Below are 21870 nucleotides of genomic sequence, written 5' to 3'. Positions count from 1 at the left end.
ATGAGCAGTAATAAATTAAAAGAACCATTAAATTGTCCTAAGTGTGGTCATAGTTTAGATGATGATAATCATAAACGTGATATAATACCTCCAGGAGTTTTTAAAGGAAATGGGGTGGATTTAGGAAATCATATTATAAAAAGAACAAATGGAAAAAATAAATTTTATGGGGGTAAATTTGAAAATCATCCCTTCTATTATCCAGATCCTACAAAAAAAAAATCTAAAAAAAACCGTAATGGTATGGAGGCTCATCATTTGATTACAACTGATTCATTAAGTAAAAATGAAAGATATCAAGGTTTAGTTTATATGCTAGGTTACAATATTAATCATCGAAATAATGGAGTTTTATTACCTTCGATAATGGAAGTTGCCTGTACTTTTGGGGTACCTTTACATAAAGGTGGTCATGAAGCTACGTTTATTATTAGTAGAGAAAAAAATCCTAATGATAAAATCGATGAAAAATTAATTAAAAAAGAAATAATACCTCTTTTTCCTGTCTTTAATCCAGAAGATGAATTAGTTAAATTAAATTATGAAAAACATGTCAAAGATTTAGTAAATAAAGTTTGTGAAAAATATATGATAAAATTAGTATGTGGTGAAAATGAAAATAATAAACCTAAAGTAGAAAATAATTTTATAGAAACATCCAAGAAATTTATCATTACTATGGATAGATTTAGCATGTTTATTTTTAGAAAAGTAAGGGATTTTAAATGGACTATAACCTCAGACGGTTTTAGTTATTCAAAGGGAAATATTGGTTGTTGTGGATTTGATCGTTTGCCTAAAAAAAAAGAATTTTTAAAAAAAAGATTAAAGGGCGTGCAGAGTTTTGAAGAGTCTTCTACTAAAAAATTTTGGGGTGTACTTTATTCTTCAGAAAAAGCATGTAATTATTTGGAAAAAGCTGATTTTACTTGTACTGCTGGTACAATCATGAAAAATCATTATCGGAATCACACTACCTATAATTTTTACAAAGAAAAAGAAAAAATAGAAAAATTTCAAGGATTTAAATAAGATAAAAAATAAAATATGAAAGATTTTGAATATTATTTTATGAAAAGTAAAGAAGATCAAACATACCCAATGATTGATCTCTTAGATCAAAGTAAAGAAATTATCGAGGCTCAATTGGGAGATCCTTTGCCTCGTCGTCCTATATTAGCCGATTATTTAACAGGTGCTAAAGATTTTGTTACTAAAAAAATAGCAGATGTAATGTTGGCTATGAATATGGAAGGAGTGCGTATTGTTCCTATAGAATTGTCAGACCAAAAAGGTGGCTATATTGAAGATTATTACTGCATATACGTTGATGATAATACCTACGAAGCCTTAGATAAAGAAAAATCTGATTACGAATACGATGAAGAATGCGATATGTACTATATAAATGGATATGTCTTAGATAGAGAAGTTTTAAAAAAAATACCGTTAAATAAACGTCTGGGATGGAGATTATTAGAAGACCCAGGAATTTATTTATATCATAAATCAGTAATTGATGAGATAAAAAAATTAAATCCAACCGGTGTTGAATTTATAAATATTGAAGAATATGAAGGAATCTTTTAAGAGTATATTAAATGATTTTTTAAACAAATGATAATATACGAATTAAGTATTGATGGAAATAACGCAACCCAATTAGAATTTCCTTTACAAGAGGAGCAGGATAAATTCTTGTTCCTTGCTGAAGAAAAAATTACAAATTTCCTATCTGTAAAAGAAGAATGGGAAGAATTTATGGTTTTAAAAAAAGAACCTAAAATTGATATGGATTTTTATGATATCATGGATATAGGGGTCTATATTGTTAACCAACGAGTTTATGAACTCCTTTTACCATTATTAGATGAAACGGTGGAAATTTTAAAACTACGTAGTGACGACAGCGATTATTATTTGCTTAATATCATTCATACTACCGATTGCTTAGATAAAGAAAATTCAGAATACACTGCCCTACCCGGCGGTCAGATTATGGAATATGATTTTCTCTGTATTGATCCACAAAAAATAACTTGTCCCATATTTCGAATCCCTGAATTACCCTATACGGTATTAATAACCGAACAAATAATTGAATTATTCTATTTGAATCAATTAAAAGGATTGCATTTAACTGATGCCGAATATGTAACCAGTGATATTTAATTATTAAAAAATGAGTATCGAATCCCCCGTATATAATATCTTAGCCCTCACTATTAAAAAAGCTATTCCTACTTTAGAAAAAGACGGTAAAATATTTGCCCATCAGATTATTGCCATATCCGAATCGGGAAAGTCTTACATTATTAAAGAACGACGCGGCATACCTATTCAAAACTACATTGGAAAAAAAGTACACTGCGTCATTGAAATACTTGATGCCGAATTTTATACGCCAACCAATAAAAAAGAAAGGGAAGCTTTACCATCCAACACAATGAAAGGTATTTATTTATGGAAAGAAACCGGATATAAATTTATTCCGGAATTAGTTAAATTAGTTGATGGAGATCCAAATGAAATCGATCATGATTATGATGAAAATGAATATGATAAACAAGCACCCGCCTATTTTGAAGAATGGGGTGAATACGGCATAGGGTTAGATATCTATCAAACAAAGCCTATGTTAAAAATAGGAAATGGCGTTTGTTTTCTAAATGAATATTGTCAAGAAGAAATGATTGATGAGTGGAAATATGGACAAGAAGTATTTTTTTCACCTAAAGAAATGCTCCTTAGAGGTATACACACCGGCGAAGTAAAGATCGATTCAAATAAAATTGATAAAGAAGTCAGCAAATCTTATAATGAAAAAAATGACTATAAAATTTATGAAGGAAAAAAATATACTAAGGAAGAATGGATAATAAAAGAAAAAGAAATTTGGAAAGAATATGCTAAAAAAAACAATATTTACCTTGATGATTCAAATGAAAAAGAAAATAATAAACCATCCGGCTCTTTTTTATTTGATTAATATAAGGTTTTACTCATTCTGAACAATTTAACTTAAATTAACTAATTAATGTATATAAATTAGATTTTACATCAAAAGCTTAACCTTATTTCATATTTCTTAGTTCTATTGTTTTAATAATTGTTATATTCTTTACATTTTATGAAGATTAGGTTGAATTAGCAACAAAAGAAATTTATTTTCTTTTTAAGATTTACTTTTTGATTTTTTCTAATTATATCGTAAAAGGTTTTAATGAATGATGTAATATTTATTTAGTTTATCCCTCTATTTAATTAATATATTTTTATCAATTAAGACTTTAATAAATACATAGCATTGAATTATAGAAACTTCTCTAGGCTCAATGAAAATATTTCAAAATATATTTTACCTATTAAATGGTCAAAATTCTCAAACTGAAATTATTAATTAATAATAATAAGTATCAAAACATAATTGTCTTCATTTATATTTTTTTTCGTATTCGATCCCATTGCCATTTATAAAGATAATAACTATACGAAACATTGTCCATTACATTACAAGTAGTATATTTAATAAAAAAATATTTTGTGTCTTTTCCGGAAATTGAAAATGTATGTTCTAAGCCTAGTGAATGTAAAGCCTCATGAGTGGGACATTCCGTAGAACATGACTTAATATTTATATCGGTTCCAAAATTAGAAAGTTCACTAAAATAGATAAAGGATCTTTTTGAATCTAGAATGGTAGTTCCTAAAATTGTATTATCTACGTGTTCTATCCCAAAAAAATATAATATTATACTATCTTTTTTATTTTCAGGTATAAATTTTTCTAAATAATTTTGGAGTTCCATTCTTTCCTGATCAGATACATCCATACATCCTGAACTATTGATAAACTTACTTCCTGTCTTTAAATTTATATCTTTGGTCAAATCTAAATATTCATCTCCATTATTGGCTTTATAAAATTCGATTTCAGGTTCAATGTATGCCTGATTAAAGATATAATGAAATTTTTCTATTTCATTCCTATTAAAAATTCCTTCTTGTATTACTCCATTTCCCATTATATCAGTTCTAATTTGCACTACAAATACCTTCATATTTTTTCTATAGGTCTCTGAATTGGGAAGAACCTTAATAATACCTGCTAATTCTTTCATATTTTCTTTCTCTAATTCACTTATCTTAGCACTTACTTTAGGATAGGCAAATACCTTTATCTCCATTTCTCGATCAAAATCTTTCAGACATGTTATTTTAAGATTAGTGGAATGCCTCGTTGGAGGACATTTTTCTTTATCTAAGGGAAATTCCAGCGATAAATTAAAAATATCTTTATCGTACTCAAACTTCCATTCATCCAGATTTTTTTCAATTTCAACAATCATGGATAAATAAGCAACATATGAGGGTTTATTCTCAACTGTTAAACGATCAACATATTCTTGAGAATATAAGGTTAGATAAGGAATATAATAGGTCCATTCTTCACTTTCCCAACCTTCATTTATCTCTTTCTTTGTGCGATAGGTAATTGGTAGTTTATCATATTCTTTACATAAAGATTCATATTGTTCCTTACGACTTATATGATGTTGATCGATTGAATTATTTTCTATAGTATCTTTAGAATTGTCATTATTTGTAAAGTCATTAAGAGCATCAAAAAAAGGCTCTTCAAGTCTATATTTTGAATTTTTCTTACGAAAAAAATCAAAACCAAATTCCCCTTCATATTTCATTTTTTTCTTCTCTCGTGTAATAGGGCTTATGATGTCCGGTATTTCAACCGGAATGAATTCAACACAAGCTATTGCCAATGGTATTTCTTTTTGAGGATGAGGCTCTGCTATACCATATAGTACTTCTGGGGCATCAGTATCAACTTTTTTAGCTGAACTAAATACAATATCATCTTTTGCGTAATTTAGGATTTTACCATCAGCCGTACGAATTACATTTCCTCTGACTTTGAATTTAAACATATCATTTATATTTTGAAATTTTAATGAAGATTTGTAAAATCTATACTTTTGTTTTTAACTTGTTTTTGAGAATTATTATAAAGAACATCTTGGCTTTGTAATTTTATTTTACTTTCACTATAGGTAAGCATATCTTTATCAGTATGAGTCACCAAATTTCCATGTATATCGAATTCAGCCGTTCCTGAAACAATCCAATTGGCTGTATCATGTATTCTAACTTTGTAATTTCCTCCTACGCTGATATTTTTATCATTACCTATATTAAAGCTTACATTCTCACCAACCGTAATATTTAGATTTTTTACCACATTAAGCGTTACATTACCATCACCTTCAAGCTTAATATAGCTTCCTTCCATATCTTCTTCTTTTATGCTGCCTTCAGCATCATTGACTATGCGTTTTGTTCCGCTTCGGGTTTGAAATACTTTCAAATCATTATTTTTAGTATGAAACCCGCTTTTTTGATTTCCGCTGTACATACTTCCTACTACGATAGGTGCTTCCGCATTATTACCTAAAAAATTTACCCATACGATATGCCCTATTTCTGGGATCACATGTGCTCCTTGTCCTTCTCCTGAATGAGCTTGAATCAAGGGCACCCATAAAGTACTTTCGTTATCATTTTGCCAATAGAACCGAATTTTTAGTCTATTTAAGGACTCCGGATCGTCATTGTCTACAACTATTGCAAATTGACTATCTATATGAGGATAAGCACTTTCATTTAAATAAGGAGCTACTTTTTGTTCAAAAGGTAATCCTTTGCTATCATTTTTATATCCTTCATCCGAAATGCTGTGTTCAATTTCAAAAATCCGATAACTTTCTATAGGCTGATGTTTTTGAAGTTCTTTATTCCATGCATTCATTTGTATGGTATCGCCTAACCGTAAATGCGGATTATCGGTTTTAGCCGTAACTAATACCGTAGATTCATTACTAATTTTTTTACGTTCCACAGCTCTTTCCAATTGTTGGGCATCCCCATAAAATAAATCAGGAGCAAAAGATCCTATCTGAGGTTGAGTGTATAACTTTTCAGAAGCGTGCACAGCTTTAAAATGATATAAATTGCGTTGATCAGGATACGTAATCTGGTCAGATTTTTGCGACTGAACTATATCTTTACTTAAATCATAACGTTCACGAACAAAATGTTGGGATTTACAACTTACTTCGATGGAAAATTCTTGAAAATCTTTTTTCTCAAATAGTTCTGTTCTTTGTTGATTCCCTCCTCCAAAAATAAAATATTGTCCATTATGATACATATATTCACCAAATCGTAAAGCTAGTCGTTTTAAAAATGCATAATTAGTTTCATTATAACATACAGTATAGGGAAGTATCTCTTTAGTTTCAGGCGATATAAGCACTTCTAATCGATTATCTTTATATTTATCGGTAACTTCTTTTACAATTTGTTCTAATGTCTTATTGATAAAAGTTTGGCATGTTATCCCTTGATCCATGAGAATGGTACTCGATTTACCGGTAAGTCGTATATAGGGATATCCATCCTGAGCAGTGTATTCCACCTTTGTTATAATACCCTCAAACAACGCTGTAGTTTGTTTAAACCTTATTAATTGAACTGAAAAACGGCTGGACATCAGTTTTTGGCTGTTTGTTAGTGGATATATATTTTTCTCAGAAAAGGCTTCGCTTGGACATAAAAACTCAAAATGATTATGCGATAACATTGATTGCTTAATATTCACTTGAACGTGGTTATCTCTTGAAATCTCTCTTCCTTCTATACTTACTTTTGCATAAGTTTGGAATGTATCACCAAAGGTACTACTATAATAAACATTATCTATTGTTTCTTTTATTGTATTCATTTCTAGATTTTTAATGATTAGACCATAAGTTTTTATTTATGATAATGTCCAGTTTTTTTTAAAAACAGACCTTTCATTAAACTTAAGAGTTCGTGCAACTAATGTTATATCTATTTGCATAGGCGTAGTTCCGGAAGAACTAAACGTTTCATTAAAATTAATACAATACGCCTTTTCAAATATAATTTCATACAATTTTCCCATCATATCTCGGCGATAAAAAATGATTTTACCGTCTTTACTTCTTTCTCCAGATAATATCCAATCCAAAAAATCCGTTTTACCGTTACTTTCTATGCTTAATGATATTTGACCGCCCGATGTTTCACCGGAGGGCTTGGAAGTACTATCTGTTTTCTTTTGGAAATTATAATTACAGTTTAATACTGTATAGGTTTCTCCATCTAATTCTAATTTAGCTAAAAATGATGACATGTTTTATTTATGATTAAAAATTATTATCAAAATATGTTATTAAACTTATTTATAATTACTTAAAAAATAATTCACTAAAATACTACAAATATTTATAATAAATATAATAATCTATGTTTATATTTTTATTACACACATTAAAAATATAAATATATAACATTTAAATAAAATAACATTTTATTTATTTCTAATTTAAAATAAATTATTTTGATTAATAGTCTATTTTAAAAAGATTTTATGTATAATTATTGTTGTCCTCAATGGATTTTACATAATTAGATAATAAACTAAGAGTCTGATAAAAAGTTAATTTATTTAAGATAATTTTGGTAAAGTTTATTTTCAAAATTGAGATGGAAAAAATTGATGATCAAATTCAAATAGTAGGAAGATTTATACATACTTGTAACCACTAATCAATAAGAAAAAAAATCAAATTAAACACTATTTTTAGTTATTAATTAAATTTAATTATTAAAATAATAAAATATATTTAATACATAGTTATAATTATAATTTAAATAGTAAAGATGATTAAGATTTATAAACAAAATGAAGAATCGATTTAATATTTTTTATATTTTAACTAAATTAAATTTATATTTCATATCATACATTTGCTTTATATATTTTAGCGCGATTAAATCGAGTTACTCTTCTTCTTATCCAATTAGTTAAATTTTTAATTTATAAAATAAAATGGGTTAAAAATAATTTTAAATTTTTATTTTTATTTTTGACATAAAATAATTTATTATATATATTTATAATTTATTAAATACACTTATTTATATTTTATATATATATTTAATTTTACCTTAGTTCGCTGCAATACTTACTATTATTTTTTAACTACTATGAATTATAAATTAAGGAATACTCTGACTTATTATGTACATAAAGTAGATTTAAGGATATTTTTAGTTTTTTCAACATCTATTTTAATTGGTCTCTTACTTTTATACTATAAATATTCTAAGCAAAAGGAATGTAATCAAATTAATTTTGAAATAATAGCTGAAAACAATCAAGTTGGGGAATCTATTAAATTTAAAGATCTTACTCCCGGTGCCAAAAATTGGGTTTGGGATTTTGGAGATTATACTGAGAAAAAAAAGGATCAATATCCTGTGCATACCTATGAGAATCCCGGAACTTACATTGTGACCTTACACGTTAATGGCACTTGTAAATTGCAAAAAACAATTGAGATTAATCCCGGGGATAGGATCACAGATTCCTTAAAAATTCCAAAAATTATTGTTCCAAGTGTAGTTAGAGTAGATGAACCCCTCGATATCTATTATGAATATATTGGAGAAGCTTTTTCTTGGGAATGGTCTTTTGGTGAATCAGGACAAATGGACTCTACAAAGGAATATCCTGTATACAGCTACAGCTTACCCGGAAAAAAAAGATTGACCTTGGTGATCAACGGGGATATGACACATATAGCAAGTAAAGATATTATTGTAATACCTAAAAAATTAACTGCCGAAATGTATAAAACGTACAAAGAAAATTTTAAAAATAAAAATAAGATTGTATATACATTACCTCCGGGTAAAACTCAAAAAGATCCATTTGAAGAGTTTTTAGAATCCATTCCCTTTCAACCCATGGAAAGTTCTTCTAAAAAGGGCAAAATTAAAACAGAAAATACTTCAGCTCCCTCAATTTCTGAAAATCAATTCGAATTATTATTACTGGATGTTTCAAAACAGACGAAAACCATGGAAGACTTTGGAAAATATACGTGTAATAAGTATGAATTTCCGGTAATTCATAATAATGAAATAATTACATTTTCAGAGTTTTGTAAAAAAATTAAAAATAAAAAAATTAAAATTAAATCATTACGACTCGTAAAAAATAAAAAGAATTGTATAGAATCTATCATACTAAGATGCAAAATCAAAAAAACTCGAAAGTAGATTAAAAATCTACTTTCGAGTTTTAATTTATTTAACTGTCAATCATTTCCAATTTTTGCTCGATATAACCTGTCTCTTTCACGATTCCAACTTATCCATCGGTTAGCTGCTTTATTCAAATAACAAACCGTAGAATGTTGTCTTCTATATTATAATCAAAAAGTTCGAACATAGAATTTTTAAAACTTTCGATTAGAGAAGATTGATATTCAACTCAATCATAATTAAATAATTCAGGAATTGCAGCCGGTTGTCTTCTAAATAATTTTTTTTCAGTTATATTAAAATCTTTAAAATCTGATTTTTCCGATTGTTTAATATCTTTTATTTGGGTAAATCTATCTTCTTTTTTGTTTAGTATGATGAAAATTTTATCAGAATTTCGATGACTCATTTTTTTGTTAAATAGTTAAATTGTTTCTTAAAATAACGTTCAAATTAGCTGCATAGTACTTTTTAAAGACTAGTTTTTTCAACATTTAATCCTCTTAAGGACCTATAAATACAGCAGGATGAGAAACAAGGGTTTTAGCTTGAGCGGAATTCCAACTTTGTAAGATTCGGGCATTCCAAAAAATATTTGCTAACGGTAACGGTTCCGGCGAGGGAATCGCTCCTTTGATAGTATTATCCGGCAAACGAATAACGTTGATCGCATCAGGAACATCAAAATTTAGATGGATTCTTGTATCAAAATCAATATGTGTATATGCCCAAGGAAACTTAGAATTTACCGATTGTGAAGATGATTGTTTTTTTATAGTTGCCGTTTTTCCTCCGTTTGAAACTGGATATACCCCATCGGCATATCTCGGATTTAAATTAATTCTGTCTAAAGTCCATTCCGGATAATGGCATATTTGCTTTTGATCATGCTCTTCAATAATCGGTCGGGTCATCCGTTTGTTTACATCCCATATTCCCATTCCACCTTTTTTCCTTTGAACCCAAGTATACATTTCGGTGGTTCCTGCTTCTTTAACCACAAATTCTGCCGAAAAATCTTTTACTGGCAAACCCAAAGCGTTTTCTGTATAAACATTTTGTATAGTTCGTAATTCAATTAAATTATTACTAACCTCCACAAAATGAACTATACTTTCTTCATTTACCTTTGAGGGGTCTGAAAATGATAAAACTTTAAAATAAATTTTCATGGTTGAAAATTCGTGTAACGGCTGTCTGGCTAAATCTCTCCACCATTCTAACGGCATTGTGTAAGAAGCCTTACCCGAAGCATCTAAAGTCAAAGGGTTTTCTTCATGAGAATAGCTGCTGAACGTTTTCACAGAAATCCTTTCCACAGATAATTTATTTTTATCCCAACTGTCGGATATTCCTACCGTATTTGTTAATAAAGAAGGATCAACCTTTGCCACCTGAATATCAATTGGTTCCCCGGGTGACCCGTCGGTAATTTCAAATTCCAGATTGGGAAATCTTGGGCCGAATAAAGTTCCGTCCTTTTTCAACACTACTGTATATTGATCTTGAAGGGCTTTTATTTTTATTTTCTTTTTGGGAACCGGTATGGGGGCTCCTTCCATGTTGAGTTCGGGTTTATTGATTTGACCGCTGTCGATAATTTTTATATCCACTCCGCCATAATGGCAAGGAATCGTGCTTTTGAGCAATAAAGGCGGTCGATCTTGGACTTTCATACTTCCTGTGTTTTTCCAATCTCCCGTTATCATGGATACTTGACAAGGAAAAGAACGGTTCGGGCTTTTTTTACAGTTTCCCCGAAAAACAAGACTTAAGGAACTTTTCTCTTCTATGGTTGCTGTTTTCTTTTCTTGTGTAGTGGGGGTATCTAAATTTACTTTAAGTATTCCTTTGGGATTGGTACACAACGGACATTCCAGCTCTGCTCCGTCAATAACGATTAATTCATCCCATATTTTCTGCCTTTCTTTTTCTCTTTCTGCATTATCTGATTCGAGTATCCGGGCATTTTCTTCTTCCATTCGGCTAATTTCATTCCATTGCTTATCCTCGGAAGTAGCTGTTTTTCCCATAATCGGAAGTTTTTCAAACTCTTTGTCCCAAGCTTTTTTACTACTTCGAGATGCATCTTGTTGTGTGGGAAAATGGTTTGCTTTATTATTCGAAAAGAGTTTTTTTAACCAATCCATACTATTCTGTATTTTTTTAGTTGATTTTCATAATTTATATTCAAAGATCCCTCATGTAATAGCCCCGAAGAATAGAGATAGCTACCTTCATATAAAGTCGTGTTTGTCTCTTCTGTCTGCCATGGTTTTCCTTTTACGTGGAAGCATTTTTTTATGTCTCCTTCCCTTTCTTTCACTTCATTCCATTCTTCCGCAAAAACTTTATTCCAATGTGGATGTTTTACTTTTCTTGGATACTTCGTATCATTTTCATTTTTTAAATTCCCGATACGGCTTCCGTTAAAAAACATACCGTACATTTCATAACTTAACAAGTAGCCGATCATTCTTAATTCATCTTGAAGTAAACGGCTTAAAAAATCAAAGTACAATTCAATAGAAGAGCCACTATGATAAGCTTCCAATTTTCTCCGCTCTGTGTTCCAACGTTCCTGTATTTTTTTTAGATTTTTAAGCTTAACGGCTTCTCCTTTCTCATTAACACAAATACGTATATCGTTAAAAAGATAGGAGATTTCCCGAAGCAAATTATATTGGGGTATGGCTTTTTCCAACTTTACTTCCGTGCGAAAACACAGAATTTGAAAGTGAAAGTGTTCACGGGTTTTTCCGGTAAATAAGACTCCGACATTTCTGGTCCAAAATTTTTCCTTACCTTTTCCATGATTCATTTGATCCATAAAACTTGTAGTGAGTCGGTAGTAGTATGTTTTTCCCGGCTGCATTTTTATTTCAATTGGTGTCAACGGTTCCATCGGCATTATAATATTCTCTTTTTCTGCTTTTATTGGGCGAATTGCCCAATTCTCCCCAACGGGAAGACCAATGCAAGTAGTAGTTTCTTATTTTCTTTAGCAATCGATCGGAATCGGTGACGTATATTTCTTCTAATTCTTTTTCGATTGGTTGATGGTTAGTTTCTGTTTTTTCTTCTGTTGGTATCTTCTTGTCTGCTTGATTCAAGTGATTTTCCTTGATTTCTTTTTTTGAAGTGGCTTGGTTGAGTTTTTTTTCTTCTTCTTCTTTTTCGCTTTTCAATACCCAGTCTTCATTCCATTTCATGGTATAAAGCTGTAGATACTCTTTGGCCTGTTGCAGGATCTTGTTTCCCGAAAGACTGTATTTCTCCATTTCGCCGGGCATATAATACTTCCCCATATAGGGTTCTGACTCTTCCCGCATCAGGTGAAGAAAAATATAGCTGTATTCTTTCCTTAGGTTTCGTTCGCCTTTTAAGCTGTAATGGCTGTGCTTGGTTACCATTTTGGGTTCTATTTTTAATTGTTCCGGCGTGTACCATCCGCCTTGGATCAGCTCTGCTCGATAGTCAATCAGCTTTTCCAATTCATATTTTGGCCTTTTTTCGATCAACAGGTTTTCACTGCCGGTTTCGGTATAGTTGGAATAGCTGCCTCCTATATCACTGTGAACTCCCGGGAAATTGCGTTCTATGCGATTGGTCCCCGGCTTAATGCGGGTAAGTGGAAAATATTCCCGATGCTCATCCAACGAGGTAAAATGAACGATTTTTTGTGGTCTTCCTAATTCATCTAAATGTAATTTATGTATTTTACTTTTGAAATTTGGTAAAAGCCAGGTATCCGGATCGTATGAGACTACTGTATCGTAGATTCCTAAAAAACGCAAATGAATGAAGGTATTGTCGATCAGTTCATGACTAAATCCCATTTTTAATAAGGCTGTTCCTAAATTACCCATTCGGGGCAGTTTTCCATTTTTTACCCAAGCTTGTGGTACTTCCTTTCCTTCATTATCCAAATATTTTCCGTTTTTTACTTTTGCTGGATACGCTAATTTTTGAATATTGTAAGCAAAATACCGTGCAGCCGCCGCCCCTCGGCTAAATCCAAAAGCATCTACAGTAACTAAAATTTCAGATATCTTATTAGGATCTTTGCGTGACTCTTTAGATTTCATAATCTTTTTAGCCAAATCTTGACAGCCCTTCATAACCTTTCCCAGTATACCCGTTTCCCCTCTACCGTAGGCATACCCTTGAAGTTTATCCTCTTTTTTGTCTTGGGTACCAATTCCTTCCACATAAATGGTATAATCATCATAACAACTCATAGATTTTCTGCCTATATTGGTAAAATCATTTAGATAACTGGTGCTTTCTTTATCTACCTTTTTCTTGCTTAAGAATTTTTTTTCCCGGGCATTTTGCTCAAATATTTCAATTTCTTCCTCGGTGGGATTTCCATATCCGTCTATCCCTCGCACTTTTTTCCATATCTGGGTATTTTCTCGATTATTAAGTGTTCCGTCAAAAAACAGTCCATAGGTTAGTTGAAGCTCTCCCGGTTCAGATCGGGCCTCTCCGCTGTTAAATACAAAGGTTTTTCCCATTATATATCTACTTCACTTTCATACAACCCTATGCTTTTTCCGTTTCCTTTCAACCACACCGAGGCATCGTCTCCGGTATGGATAATTCGTACGGTTAATTGTATTGATTCTTCCGTATTTCCCTGAGTTAGTTCTTCAAAAGCCTTAAATATCTGGGCTTCGTTAAATATTATTTCTCCCGATTTTATGATTTTATCTTTATTTATCCACGTAAATGACATTTTCTTGGGTATTGCTTTTTTTTCTGATTTGTTCCATCTCAACTCTTCCGGTATTTGATATAATTTTATCGGATAATCTCCAAATAAAACTTCCATTTCCCCATTAAAATAAAAACAGGTAACTCTATTGGTTATTTCATCTGAATTTGGAAAATCAAAGTTAAATTTCCAATTATATTTTTTCCTGTACGTATCCCATAGCCCATAAGGAATGGGTTTGTTTTTATTAGCATCTTGCACTTCTTGAGGAATAATCCCCGGATTTTTTATCACCGACTCTTGATATTCCGGCCGTAGCATACTGTAAACCGGTTCGTCTTTTAGTTTTTCTACTTGTTCTTTAGGAATTTCCGTTTTCACTCCCTGATACCTTCCTATTTCTATTTGTCTTACTATTCCCGCGACCCAAACTACGGCTACTCCTCCCGGGGCAAAGCCTACATTGATCGTTTCATAGGTCCGTTTATAGGGTTGTGGATGCTCTTTATTATATGAAGGAGTTAAATATCCCTTTCTAAAAAGACTGGCTATTTTTTCATAATCTAGTTCCGCATCCACATGATAAAAGGTCTTCTCTGCAAATGAAATCCATATCACATTAAGATGTTTGGGCAACGGCTTTACTCCACTGCTCATACTTCTTCCTTCGCTACCCCATCCACCTAACCCTGTATGTAACCCAGAAAATAAACTGGTAAAGCTACCATCGGTTAATTCTAACCCTCCCATAAACACGTCTACCGGATAGCCTAAAGGACAGGAGACGGATTCATTCCATTCAAATTCTTCTTTCATAGTTTTTTTATTTTTATCCTGACAGCTTACCACCACAGAAAGCAGTTGAAGCATGGCCACCAGGAAATAATTTTTTATTTTTAATATCATTGTTTAAAATATTTTTACCTCACTTTTATACAATCCGATGCTTTTTCCGTTTCCTTCCAACCATACTGAAGCATCATCTCCGGTATGGATAATTCGTACGGTTAATTTTATTGTTTCTTCCGTATTTCCCTGAGTTAGTTCTTCAAAAGCCTTAAATATCTGGACTTCATTAAAAGTTATTGCTCCTGATTTTAGTAAGTTTTCTTTTGTTATCCAACTAAATGATATTTTACGAGGTATAGCTTTTTTTTCTGATTTATTCCATCTTAATTCTTCCGGTATTTGATATAATTTTATCGGTTTGTCTCCGAATAAGATTTCTTTTTCTCCATTAAAGTAAAAACAAGTTACTCTATTGGTTATTTCATTTGAATTCGGAAAATCAAAGTTAAATTTCCAATTATATTTTTTCCTGTATGTATCCCAAAGCCCAAAAGGAATGGGTTTGTCTTTATTAGCCTCTTGCACTTCTTGAGGGATGATCCCCGGATTTCTTATCACCGACTCTTGATATTCCGGCCGTAGCATGCTGTATTCCGGTTCGTCTTTTAGTTTTTCTACTTGCTCTTTGGGAATTTCCGTTTTTACTCCCTGGTATCTGCCTACTTCTATTTGACGAGCTGTACCTCTGACCCAAACTACGGCTACTCCTCCCGGGGCAAAGCCTACATTGATCGTCCAATAAACTTTCTTAAATGGTTCCGGAATTTCTTTATTCATGGATGGAATATAATACCCTTTTCTAAAAAGACCGGCTATTTTTTCATAATCTAGTTCCGCATCTACATGGTAAAAGGTCTTTTCGACAAATGAGATCCAGATAACATTTAGTCGTTTGGGTAACGGCTTTACTCCACTGCTCATACTTCTTCCTTCGCTACCCCATCCACCTAACCCTGTATGTAACCCAGAAAATAAACTGGTAAAGCTACCATCGGTTAATTCTAACCCTCCCATAAACACGTCTACCGGATAGCCTAAAGGACAGGAGACAGATTCCTTCCATTCAAATTCTTCTTTCATAGTTTTTTTATTTTTATCCTGACAACTGTTGAATATAAATGAAAGCATGAGTAGGAATTTATATATTGTTGTTATTCGAATCACCTTGTTTTTATCCTTTATTTACTCTTGCATCAATGGCCCCTAAAATTGTTGCTGTTCCTGAACTTTGTATCCAAAGATCCCCTCCTACTATTTTATAGGTGGAAGTAGCTGTTGTTTCGGTTAATTCTCCGTTAACCGTAATTTTTTTATTTTCGAATACCCTTTGTGTATAAGAATGAGAAATATGTTTGAGCTCATTCCCTACTTCCAAATGATTGTCATTTCCTACTTGTACATGAAAATTATTCCCTATGGTAACCGTAAAATCATTTCCTACGTTAAAATTCATATTATTAGGGGCATTTACGGAAATATTTCCTTTTCCGTCCATAAACCAGCTGCTTTTTCCGGGATCGGTTATTAAAATGCTACCCTCTGCATCATTAAACAGTATTTGGGTTCCGCTTCTTGTTTGTATGACTTTAATGTCATTTTCGGCTGTGTAATAGGTCGCAATTTCTCCTCCGTTGTATGCTGTTCCTACTACGATAGGCGCTTCGGCATTGCCGCCTTGAAAGGCTATCAATACGGTTTCTCCTATTTCGGGATTCATAAAACAGCCTTTTCCTGATCCGGCATGGGGTTGGATTACTTGAATCCAAGGGGTTTGCTGATTGTCGGGTTTCTGCCAAACAAATTGTACGCGCACTCTTCCCATTCGCAAGGGATCTTTATTATCTGTAACGACGGCATGTTGCAGGGGGGCTTTCGGATATTCGTATTCATCACAATACGCAGGAACGGTTACCTCTTTGGGTAACCCGATAAAGGTATTGGTATATCCTTCTCCATCTGAAAATTCGTGAGTTATTTCTGTTATTCGGTAGGATTCAATGGGGGTTTTACCTGTTTTGAAGATTTCATGCCCGGGCATCCAAATATTTATTTTCGCAATATCTCCTATCCGTAGTTCAGGGTTATTAGAGGTAGCTTCTATATAAACCAAATTTTGTTGTTTTACCTTTTGTTTGATAATCGCCTCTTCTATTTCAACCTGTCCTTTGTGTAAAAGACTATGATGGTAATGTGCGGTGGGTGCTTTGGTAAACAAATTTTGACTGGAGTTAAAGGCTGATTGTTGAAAGGGATTTGTGGACTTTTGGAGGTTTTCTCTTTCAGAGTTTATCGTATAATCTTTTCCTTGTATGGGATCATAAACGGCATAAGAGAATTTTTGAGGTTTGGTTTCCAGTTTAAGTTCATAGTCATATATATCTTCGCCCTCGGTCAATTCAACTATGCGGCTGCCCCACGAGGAAAATTGAAATTTTTCTCCGTTATAATAAAAGTATTCTCCATATCTTACGGCGAGATTTTTTATAAATTGAAAATCATTTTGATTGTATTGAACGGTATAGGGCAATTTGTTTTTAAGGTTGGGATTGCAATCAAACGAAACTATATCTTTTGGATAGTCTTGGGAAACTTCTCGTATAATCTCTTCTAAGGTTTGATTTTCAAAACTTCGGCAATGAATTCCATTTTCCATTAGAAAAGCCGGAGTTTTTCCTCGAATGATAATCTTCTTTATCCCGTCTTTTTTATTGGAGGATATGCTTGATATAAGTCCTGTCCATACGGAGACAATTTTTCCAAATTGTATGAAACTAAAAGTTATGCGATTTCCCAGATATTTTTTTGAATTCTGAAGCAAATAGGCATTGGATTCATCGAATTCTCCGGGATCAGCGGTTAGAGTAAATTCATGATCTGCATTGATTTTCTGAATTAGCTTCAAATGTATACAGGTATTTGAAAAAAACGGATTTCCGTTTATTTGTACTTCTATATGAACAAGATGTGAATTTCCATAGAGTTGTTGTTTACTTCCTCCATAGGCAGCTATAACTCCTTTTTGTTGTTTAGCTTCTTCTATTTCTTTTTGAGTTAATAGTTTGAAGGATTCTCCTTCATCCGGCATAATTGGATTCATGACAGGAATGTTTTAGTTAGTTTGTTTATAGATATATAAATATATATACAGGATAAATATAAAGATATTTTTAAACCAAATAAAATATTTTTTATTTTATTTTTTATTAAAATACCATTAATAAATAATTTAAATAGTTTCCAATTATGAACGGTTTATTGTAAAAGATATGTTTAAAAAGTATTTATTTTATATTCATTATAAACGTTAAACATTAATTTATTCCTTGTTTACTCTTTTTTGTTAAATATAGTTCATGATATCATCATTACGGATTAAAATTTAATATTGGATATATGATTAATTCATTTACATTACGTAATCTTCTATAGTACCGGTTTTTCATTTATTAATGAGGGATGGATCGGCGTCTAAATAAATCGTTTAAGTCAACTCCTTATTAGATTTATTGTAAGGTCTAAATTTGAATCTTTCTTTATAAGAAAAAAGTTTCAAGTAAATTTGTAGAAATAGTTTACCAATAGACAACTATAATTTTTAAGCCTGATTACAATTTTTCTCTAATTTGTTACTTTTTCTTTTTTGTTGACGTGTAGATCAAATGTTTAATTAAAAGTTATTTAAAATTTTCAATTTTATTTTTTATTTCACTTAAAAAATTGGATGCTAAAGTACTATTAAGTACATGTTCTTCAAATGTCATGGTTAAATACATAATAACTTTATAAAACTTTTCATTATTTTTTACAATCGGAATATTTTTTAACTCATCTAAACTTATACTCATTGTTGAACTTATGACAGGAACTTCTGTAATTAGATCATTATCCTTTAGCGAAGTAATCATAAAGCTTCCCTGAATGCGGTGTCTTTTAGCTAAATTTTTATAAATTAAAAATGAAATCAAACGTCTCAAATATTGGGGTTGAGCTTCTATTAATCTGGTTTCTTTAAAAAAGATGGAAGTATTATAGTCAGAAAATTTGCATTTATCTATAATTTCTTGAATTTCTTCAGGTTTTTTTTCATCCGAATCTTTAATTACACAAGATATATTTTTCTTTTGCCCATTAATTTCTTTGTCTAACATAAATTTTGCATTTATGGTTTCGTATTGTACCACTTTCGGAAAAAATTTGGAGCGTTTGACAGCTATATTTAGTTCCGGAAAATTTTTTAATACCTCTGATACAATATATATCATATAAGCAGTATAAGAAATTTTTTTTCTTGTATTGTTATTTCTATACTCAACGAGATTAGTAGCATCTACGTTTACTGAGAGATGGATGGCATTTATTTTTTTGGTGTATTGTAAAAAACTATATACTCCCTTTATTTGTCTTAAAATAGGCTTTATTGGATTCATTTTTTATTATTTAAATATTAGAATCTATTAGCGATATGCTCTTTACATTCTTTATTAATAAAAAATATTTATTTGAAAATATCATTACATATTTTTCAACATACGCACCTATTTCTAATGGAAATAAGGAATTCCATTTTTTTATTATTTGTAGTACTGATTCAAATATGACCATTTTGTATAGCAATACTTGCAAAAATTCATCTGTTTTTTGTGTCTTATTCATAAGTATTATTTTTTTAGTTTAAATTTAGTTTTATTGAATTTCGAGTGGTTAGCAGATTCACTTATTTATTTTATCTCATATCATTGTGTTAATTTTTTTCATTTTAAGCTATATATGAATTAACTAATGAAACTGTTTTTGCTATAAAAACAAATCTAATCCTGGTAATAGCCGGAAAATTTTTCCGTAATTATTTTCTTTAAATAAATTAGTTTCATTCACTACTGCGTTCCCTATATTTAGGATTATCTATTTTTAAAAGAATAGCACCTATTTAATTTCTATTTTTTATAATTCTGATTGAAATGACCTATATTCTATCTGATATGTGCAAATCAATATTATAATCGTTTTACTTAATTTTTCATGTTTCAAGCAGGATATACTAATTCATGACTGATCATATACCCTTTCTATTATCCTGATGTATGCTTTTTATTTATAAGTAACAATTGTTAACGCTTTTGATTAAATTTTTAGTTAAACTATTCAAATTAATTTTCCGGCTTACATGCCTTCCTTTTAGAGTTAAAAACTTACTTTTTGATGTTAATTTCATAAAATTATATTTTATGTTAGCATAAATCAAATATATGAAAATAAATATATAATATTTTATTTATTTTTCATTTTTTAATACACATAAATCAATTAACCATATTTAAATATAAAAATTGGGTTATTTACACGTATTCACTCGAATTTATAATATAAAAATTTATTTTTTAGTTTAATAAAATTATTTTTTTTTATAATTAAATAATAAAAAATATTTACTGAATATGAGTATAATATTTCGTACCGATTCAATCAAAAAACACAATAACAATAATATATAAATAAACATAAAAATGACAATTATCAGGAGTTTAACTTATATATTTTTATTAATTTTAAAAAATTATTTTAAAATTTATATGTATTATTGTGTATAAATAATTTAATTTTAAAATGATATATATGAATGATTATGACTTTAAAAAAGAATGTTCATAAATTAATCACTATGGATTAAGTCTGTATTTAATTAGTAAACTTATTTTATAACCTGATAAAATTGGATTACCTTATTTATAGATTTTTTCTAATAAAAACCAATTTCTATAATTAAGCTTACATTATATACTGCCTAGTAAGGAGTAATTATTTATACCAACGGGATACGTTTAAAATAATTACGATAAATATTATTGAATAAATATAATTTAATATATAAAAATGAAAATGAAAAATAAAATTATCTTAGCTTTTTTATGTTTATTACTTAATAGTATTAATTTATCTGCCCAATCGTTATCAAATTCTAAAAAAAGTATCTACAAAACAGGATTCCGTGAAATAAATATAAATGATTATTTAAGACCGCTTCAAATTGCTTTGGTATATCCAACCTCGGCAAAACATCCCATTGCAAGAATTGGAGATAATGAATATATCATCGGTGAAAATGTAATTTATGATGCGAAAATATCCGATAAAAGCTTTCCTTTGGTTATTTTTTCTCATGGACTGAATGGGTCTTGGGATAATCATATTTGGTTAGCTGCAGCTTTAAGTAAAAGGGGATTTATTGTGGCAATGCCTAATCATCCCGGAACTACCTTGCAAGATATGGATCCGCAACTTGCTCGAGATATGTTAGCCCGTCCGGAAGATATTCGTCGTACAATCAGTTATTTATTGGAAACTAAACAATTTTCAGATCATATAGATGCTAATAATATCTCTATTATCGGGCATTCTTATGGAGGATGGACTGCAGTGGAAGCTATTGGCGGTAAATCTTCTGCTAAAGTTTTCAAAAAAGAATGTCGTAAATATCCCATCATGTTAGCTTGTGACGTTTTCAATGAGCAAATGAAAGGTTTGGATGAAAGATCAGATTTTCTGAAATTAGATAAAGACATGAAAGATCCCCGTATCAAAAGAGCAGTAATCTTAGATATAGGATTTGGCCGCATGTTTATTCCGTCCAGCTTATCGGAAATAAAAATTCCGGTTTTAGTGTATTCCGCCGGACCATTTGTAGAAAGAATACCGGCAGAATTAGAAACCGGTTATTTAACTAAATATCTACCGGAAAAAACTTCCAAACACATAGTTTTGAATAATGCTACCCATTACAGCTTTATGGCTATCTGCAGAAAAAACGCAATAGAACTATTTAAAAAAGACAGACCGGATCAAGTTCCTACTTGTGAATTTGACACGAATGAGCGTGCAAATATTCATACTCAATTGATTAAGCAAATAAGCAGTTTCTTAGTAAATAACTAGAAGCTTTAAAAAAATTTCATAAATGGCAAGGCTATTAAATAGTTTTAATAGCCTTGCCATTTTTTATATATACCATTTCAATAAAATTAGTAAAAAATTACCGATATTTATATATAAATTACTTAATCTTTAAAAAACATGACTTAACTTCTATTGCTGTTATGATATCCTCAAAACCCTTTTCCTTATTTCGTTTTTAATCTCTACTAAAAAAGTGT

General features: G+C 30.6%; 18 protein-coding genes. 6 read left to right on the top strand and 12 right to left on the bottom strand.

Features of this window, described 5'->3' with window-relative positions; all coding sequences use genetic code 11:
• From G8C43_RS00880 to G8C43_RS00865, 4 genes are read left to right on the top strand one after another with little or no spacing between them, the layout of a single operon-like run.
• On the top strand, positions 1–1032 hold the full coding sequence (locus G8C43_RS00880) for an AHH domain-containing protein (RefSeq protein WP_166003427.1): 1032 nt from the start codon (positions 1–3) through the stop codon (positions 1030–1032).
• Positions 1033–1047: 15 nt separating this feature from the next.
• Positions 1048–1590: an imm11 family protein gene (locus G8C43_RS00875; protein ID WP_166003424.1), complete on the top strand. Its 543-nt coding sequence runs from the start codon at positions 1048–1050 to the stop codon at positions 1588–1590.
• A gap of 27 nt (positions 1591–1617) precedes the next feature.
• A complete protein-coding gene (locus G8C43_RS00870) occupies positions 1618–2172 on the top strand; it encodes an imm11 family protein (RefSeq protein WP_166003422.1) in 555 nt (184 codons plus the stop codon).
• A gap of 10 nt (positions 2173–2182) precedes the next feature.
• Positions 2183–2989, top strand: coding sequence for a hypothetical protein (locus tag G8C43_RS00865; RefSeq protein ID WP_166003420.1), 807 nt, complete (start codon positions 2183–2185; stop codon positions 2987–2989).
• Positions 2990–3437: 448 nt separating this feature from the next.
• Here the strand turns inward: G8C43_RS00865 and G8C43_RS00860 are convergent, their stop codons facing one another.
• The 3 genes from G8C43_RS00860 to tssD are packed head-to-tail and all read right to left on the bottom strand — an operon-like array spanning position 3438 to position 7234.
• Positions 3438–4946, bottom strand: coding sequence for a hypothetical protein (locus G8C43_RS00860; RefSeq protein WP_166003417.1), 1509 nt, complete (start codon positions 4944–4946; stop codon positions 3438–3440).
• 20 nt (positions 4947–4966) lie between these two features.
• Positions 4967–6799, bottom strand: coding sequence for a phage baseplate assembly protein V (locus G8C43_RS00855; RefSeq protein ID WP_166003416.1), 1833 nt, complete (start codon positions 6797–6799; stop codon positions 4967–4969).
• A 36-nt stretch (positions 6800–6835) separates the two neighbouring features.
• A complete protein-coding gene (gene tssD, locus G8C43_RS00850; protein ID WP_166003414.1) occupies positions 6836–7234 on the bottom strand; it encodes a type VI secretion system tube protein TssD in 399 nt (132 codons plus the stop codon).
• A gap of 857 nt (positions 7235–8091) precedes the next feature.
• On the opposite strand from tssD, the gene G8C43_RS00845 reads away from it, so the two are divergent.
• A complete protein-coding gene (locus G8C43_RS00845; RefSeq protein ID WP_166003412.1) occupies positions 8092–9168 on the top strand; it encodes a PKD domain-containing protein in 1077 nt (358 codons plus the stop codon).
• 214 nt (positions 9169–9382) lie between these two features.
• Here G8C43_RS00845 and G8C43_RS00840 read toward each other — a convergent pair whose 3' ends face one another.
• The 9 genes from G8C43_RS00840 to G8C43_RS00800 all read right to left on the bottom strand — a co-directional run bounded on the left by G8C43_RS00840 (position 9383) and on the right by G8C43_RS00800 (position 19375).
• Positions 9383–9562 carry a hypothetical protein gene (locus G8C43_RS00840; protein ID WP_166003410.1) on the bottom strand — a complete coding sequence of 60 codons (180 nt, stop codon included), beginning with the start codon at positions 9560–9562 and terminating at the stop codon, positions 9383–9385.
• Positions 9563–9656: 94 nt separating this feature from the next.
• Positions 9657–11303, bottom strand: coding sequence for a DUF4280 domain-containing protein (locus G8C43_RS00835; protein WP_166003408.1), 1647 nt, complete (start codon positions 11301–11303; stop codon positions 9657–9659).
• A complete protein-coding gene (locus G8C43_RS00830; RefSeq protein WP_166003406.1) occupies positions 11291–12058 on the bottom strand; it encodes a hypothetical protein in 768 nt (255 codons plus the stop codon). Before G8C43_RS00830 ends, G8C43_RS00835 begins: the two co-directional genes overlap by 13 nt.
• A complete protein-coding gene (locus G8C43_RS00825) occupies positions 12036–13673 on the bottom strand; it encodes a phospholipase effector Tle1 domain-containing protein (RefSeq protein ID WP_166003404.1) in 1638 nt (545 codons plus the stop codon). Before G8C43_RS00825 ends, G8C43_RS00830 begins: the two co-directional genes overlap by 23 nt.
• Positions 13673–14779, bottom strand: a complete 1107-nt coding sequence (locus tag G8C43_RS00820; RefSeq protein ID WP_166003402.1) for a DUF2931 family protein — start codon at positions 14777–14779, stop codon at positions 13673–13675. The genes G8C43_RS00825 and G8C43_RS00820 overlap by 1 nt, the downstream gene beginning before the upstream one ends.
• 3 nt (positions 14780–14782) lie before the next feature.
• On the bottom strand, positions 14783–15850 hold the full coding sequence (locus G8C43_RS00815; protein WP_166003400.1) for a DUF2931 family protein: 1068 nt from the start codon (positions 15848–15850) through the stop codon (positions 14783–14785).
• Between the two features lie 43 nt (positions 15851–15893).
• Positions 15894–17819, bottom strand: coding sequence for a type VI secretion system Vgr family protein (locus G8C43_RS00810; protein ID WP_166003398.1), 1926 nt, complete (start codon positions 17817–17819; stop codon positions 15894–15896).
• A 577-nt stretch (positions 17820–18396) separates the two neighbouring features.
• Positions 18397–19149 carry a 2-oxo acid dehydrogenase subunit E2 gene (locus G8C43_RS00805; RefSeq protein ID WP_166003396.1) on the bottom strand — a complete coding sequence of 251 codons (753 nt, stop codon included), beginning with the start codon at positions 19147–19149 and terminating at the stop codon, positions 18397–18399.
• A gap of 10 nt (positions 19150–19159) precedes the next feature.
• The gene (locus tag G8C43_RS00800; RefSeq protein WP_160542275.1) at positions 19160–19375 is read right to left on the bottom strand and encodes a hypothetical protein; all 216 of its coding nucleotides are present in this window, start codon (positions 19373–19375) and stop codon (positions 19160–19162) included.
• Positions 19376–20599: 1224 nt separating this feature from the next.
• Here G8C43_RS00800 and G8C43_RS00795 point away from each other — a divergent pair.
• Positions 20600–21652 carry an alpha/beta hydrolase family protein gene (locus tag G8C43_RS00795; RefSeq protein WP_166003394.1) on the top strand — a complete coding sequence of 351 codons (1053 nt, stop codon included), beginning with the start codon at positions 20600–20602 and terminating at the stop codon, positions 21650–21652.
• Positions 21653–21870: the final 218 nt, after the last annotated feature.

The organism is Apibacter sp. B2966 (genome assembly GCF_011082485.1).
GTDB lineage: Bacteria > Bacteroidota > Bacteroidia > Flavobacteriales > Weeksellaceae > Apibacter.
This window is presented reverse-complemented; position numbering and strand designations above follow the sequence as displayed.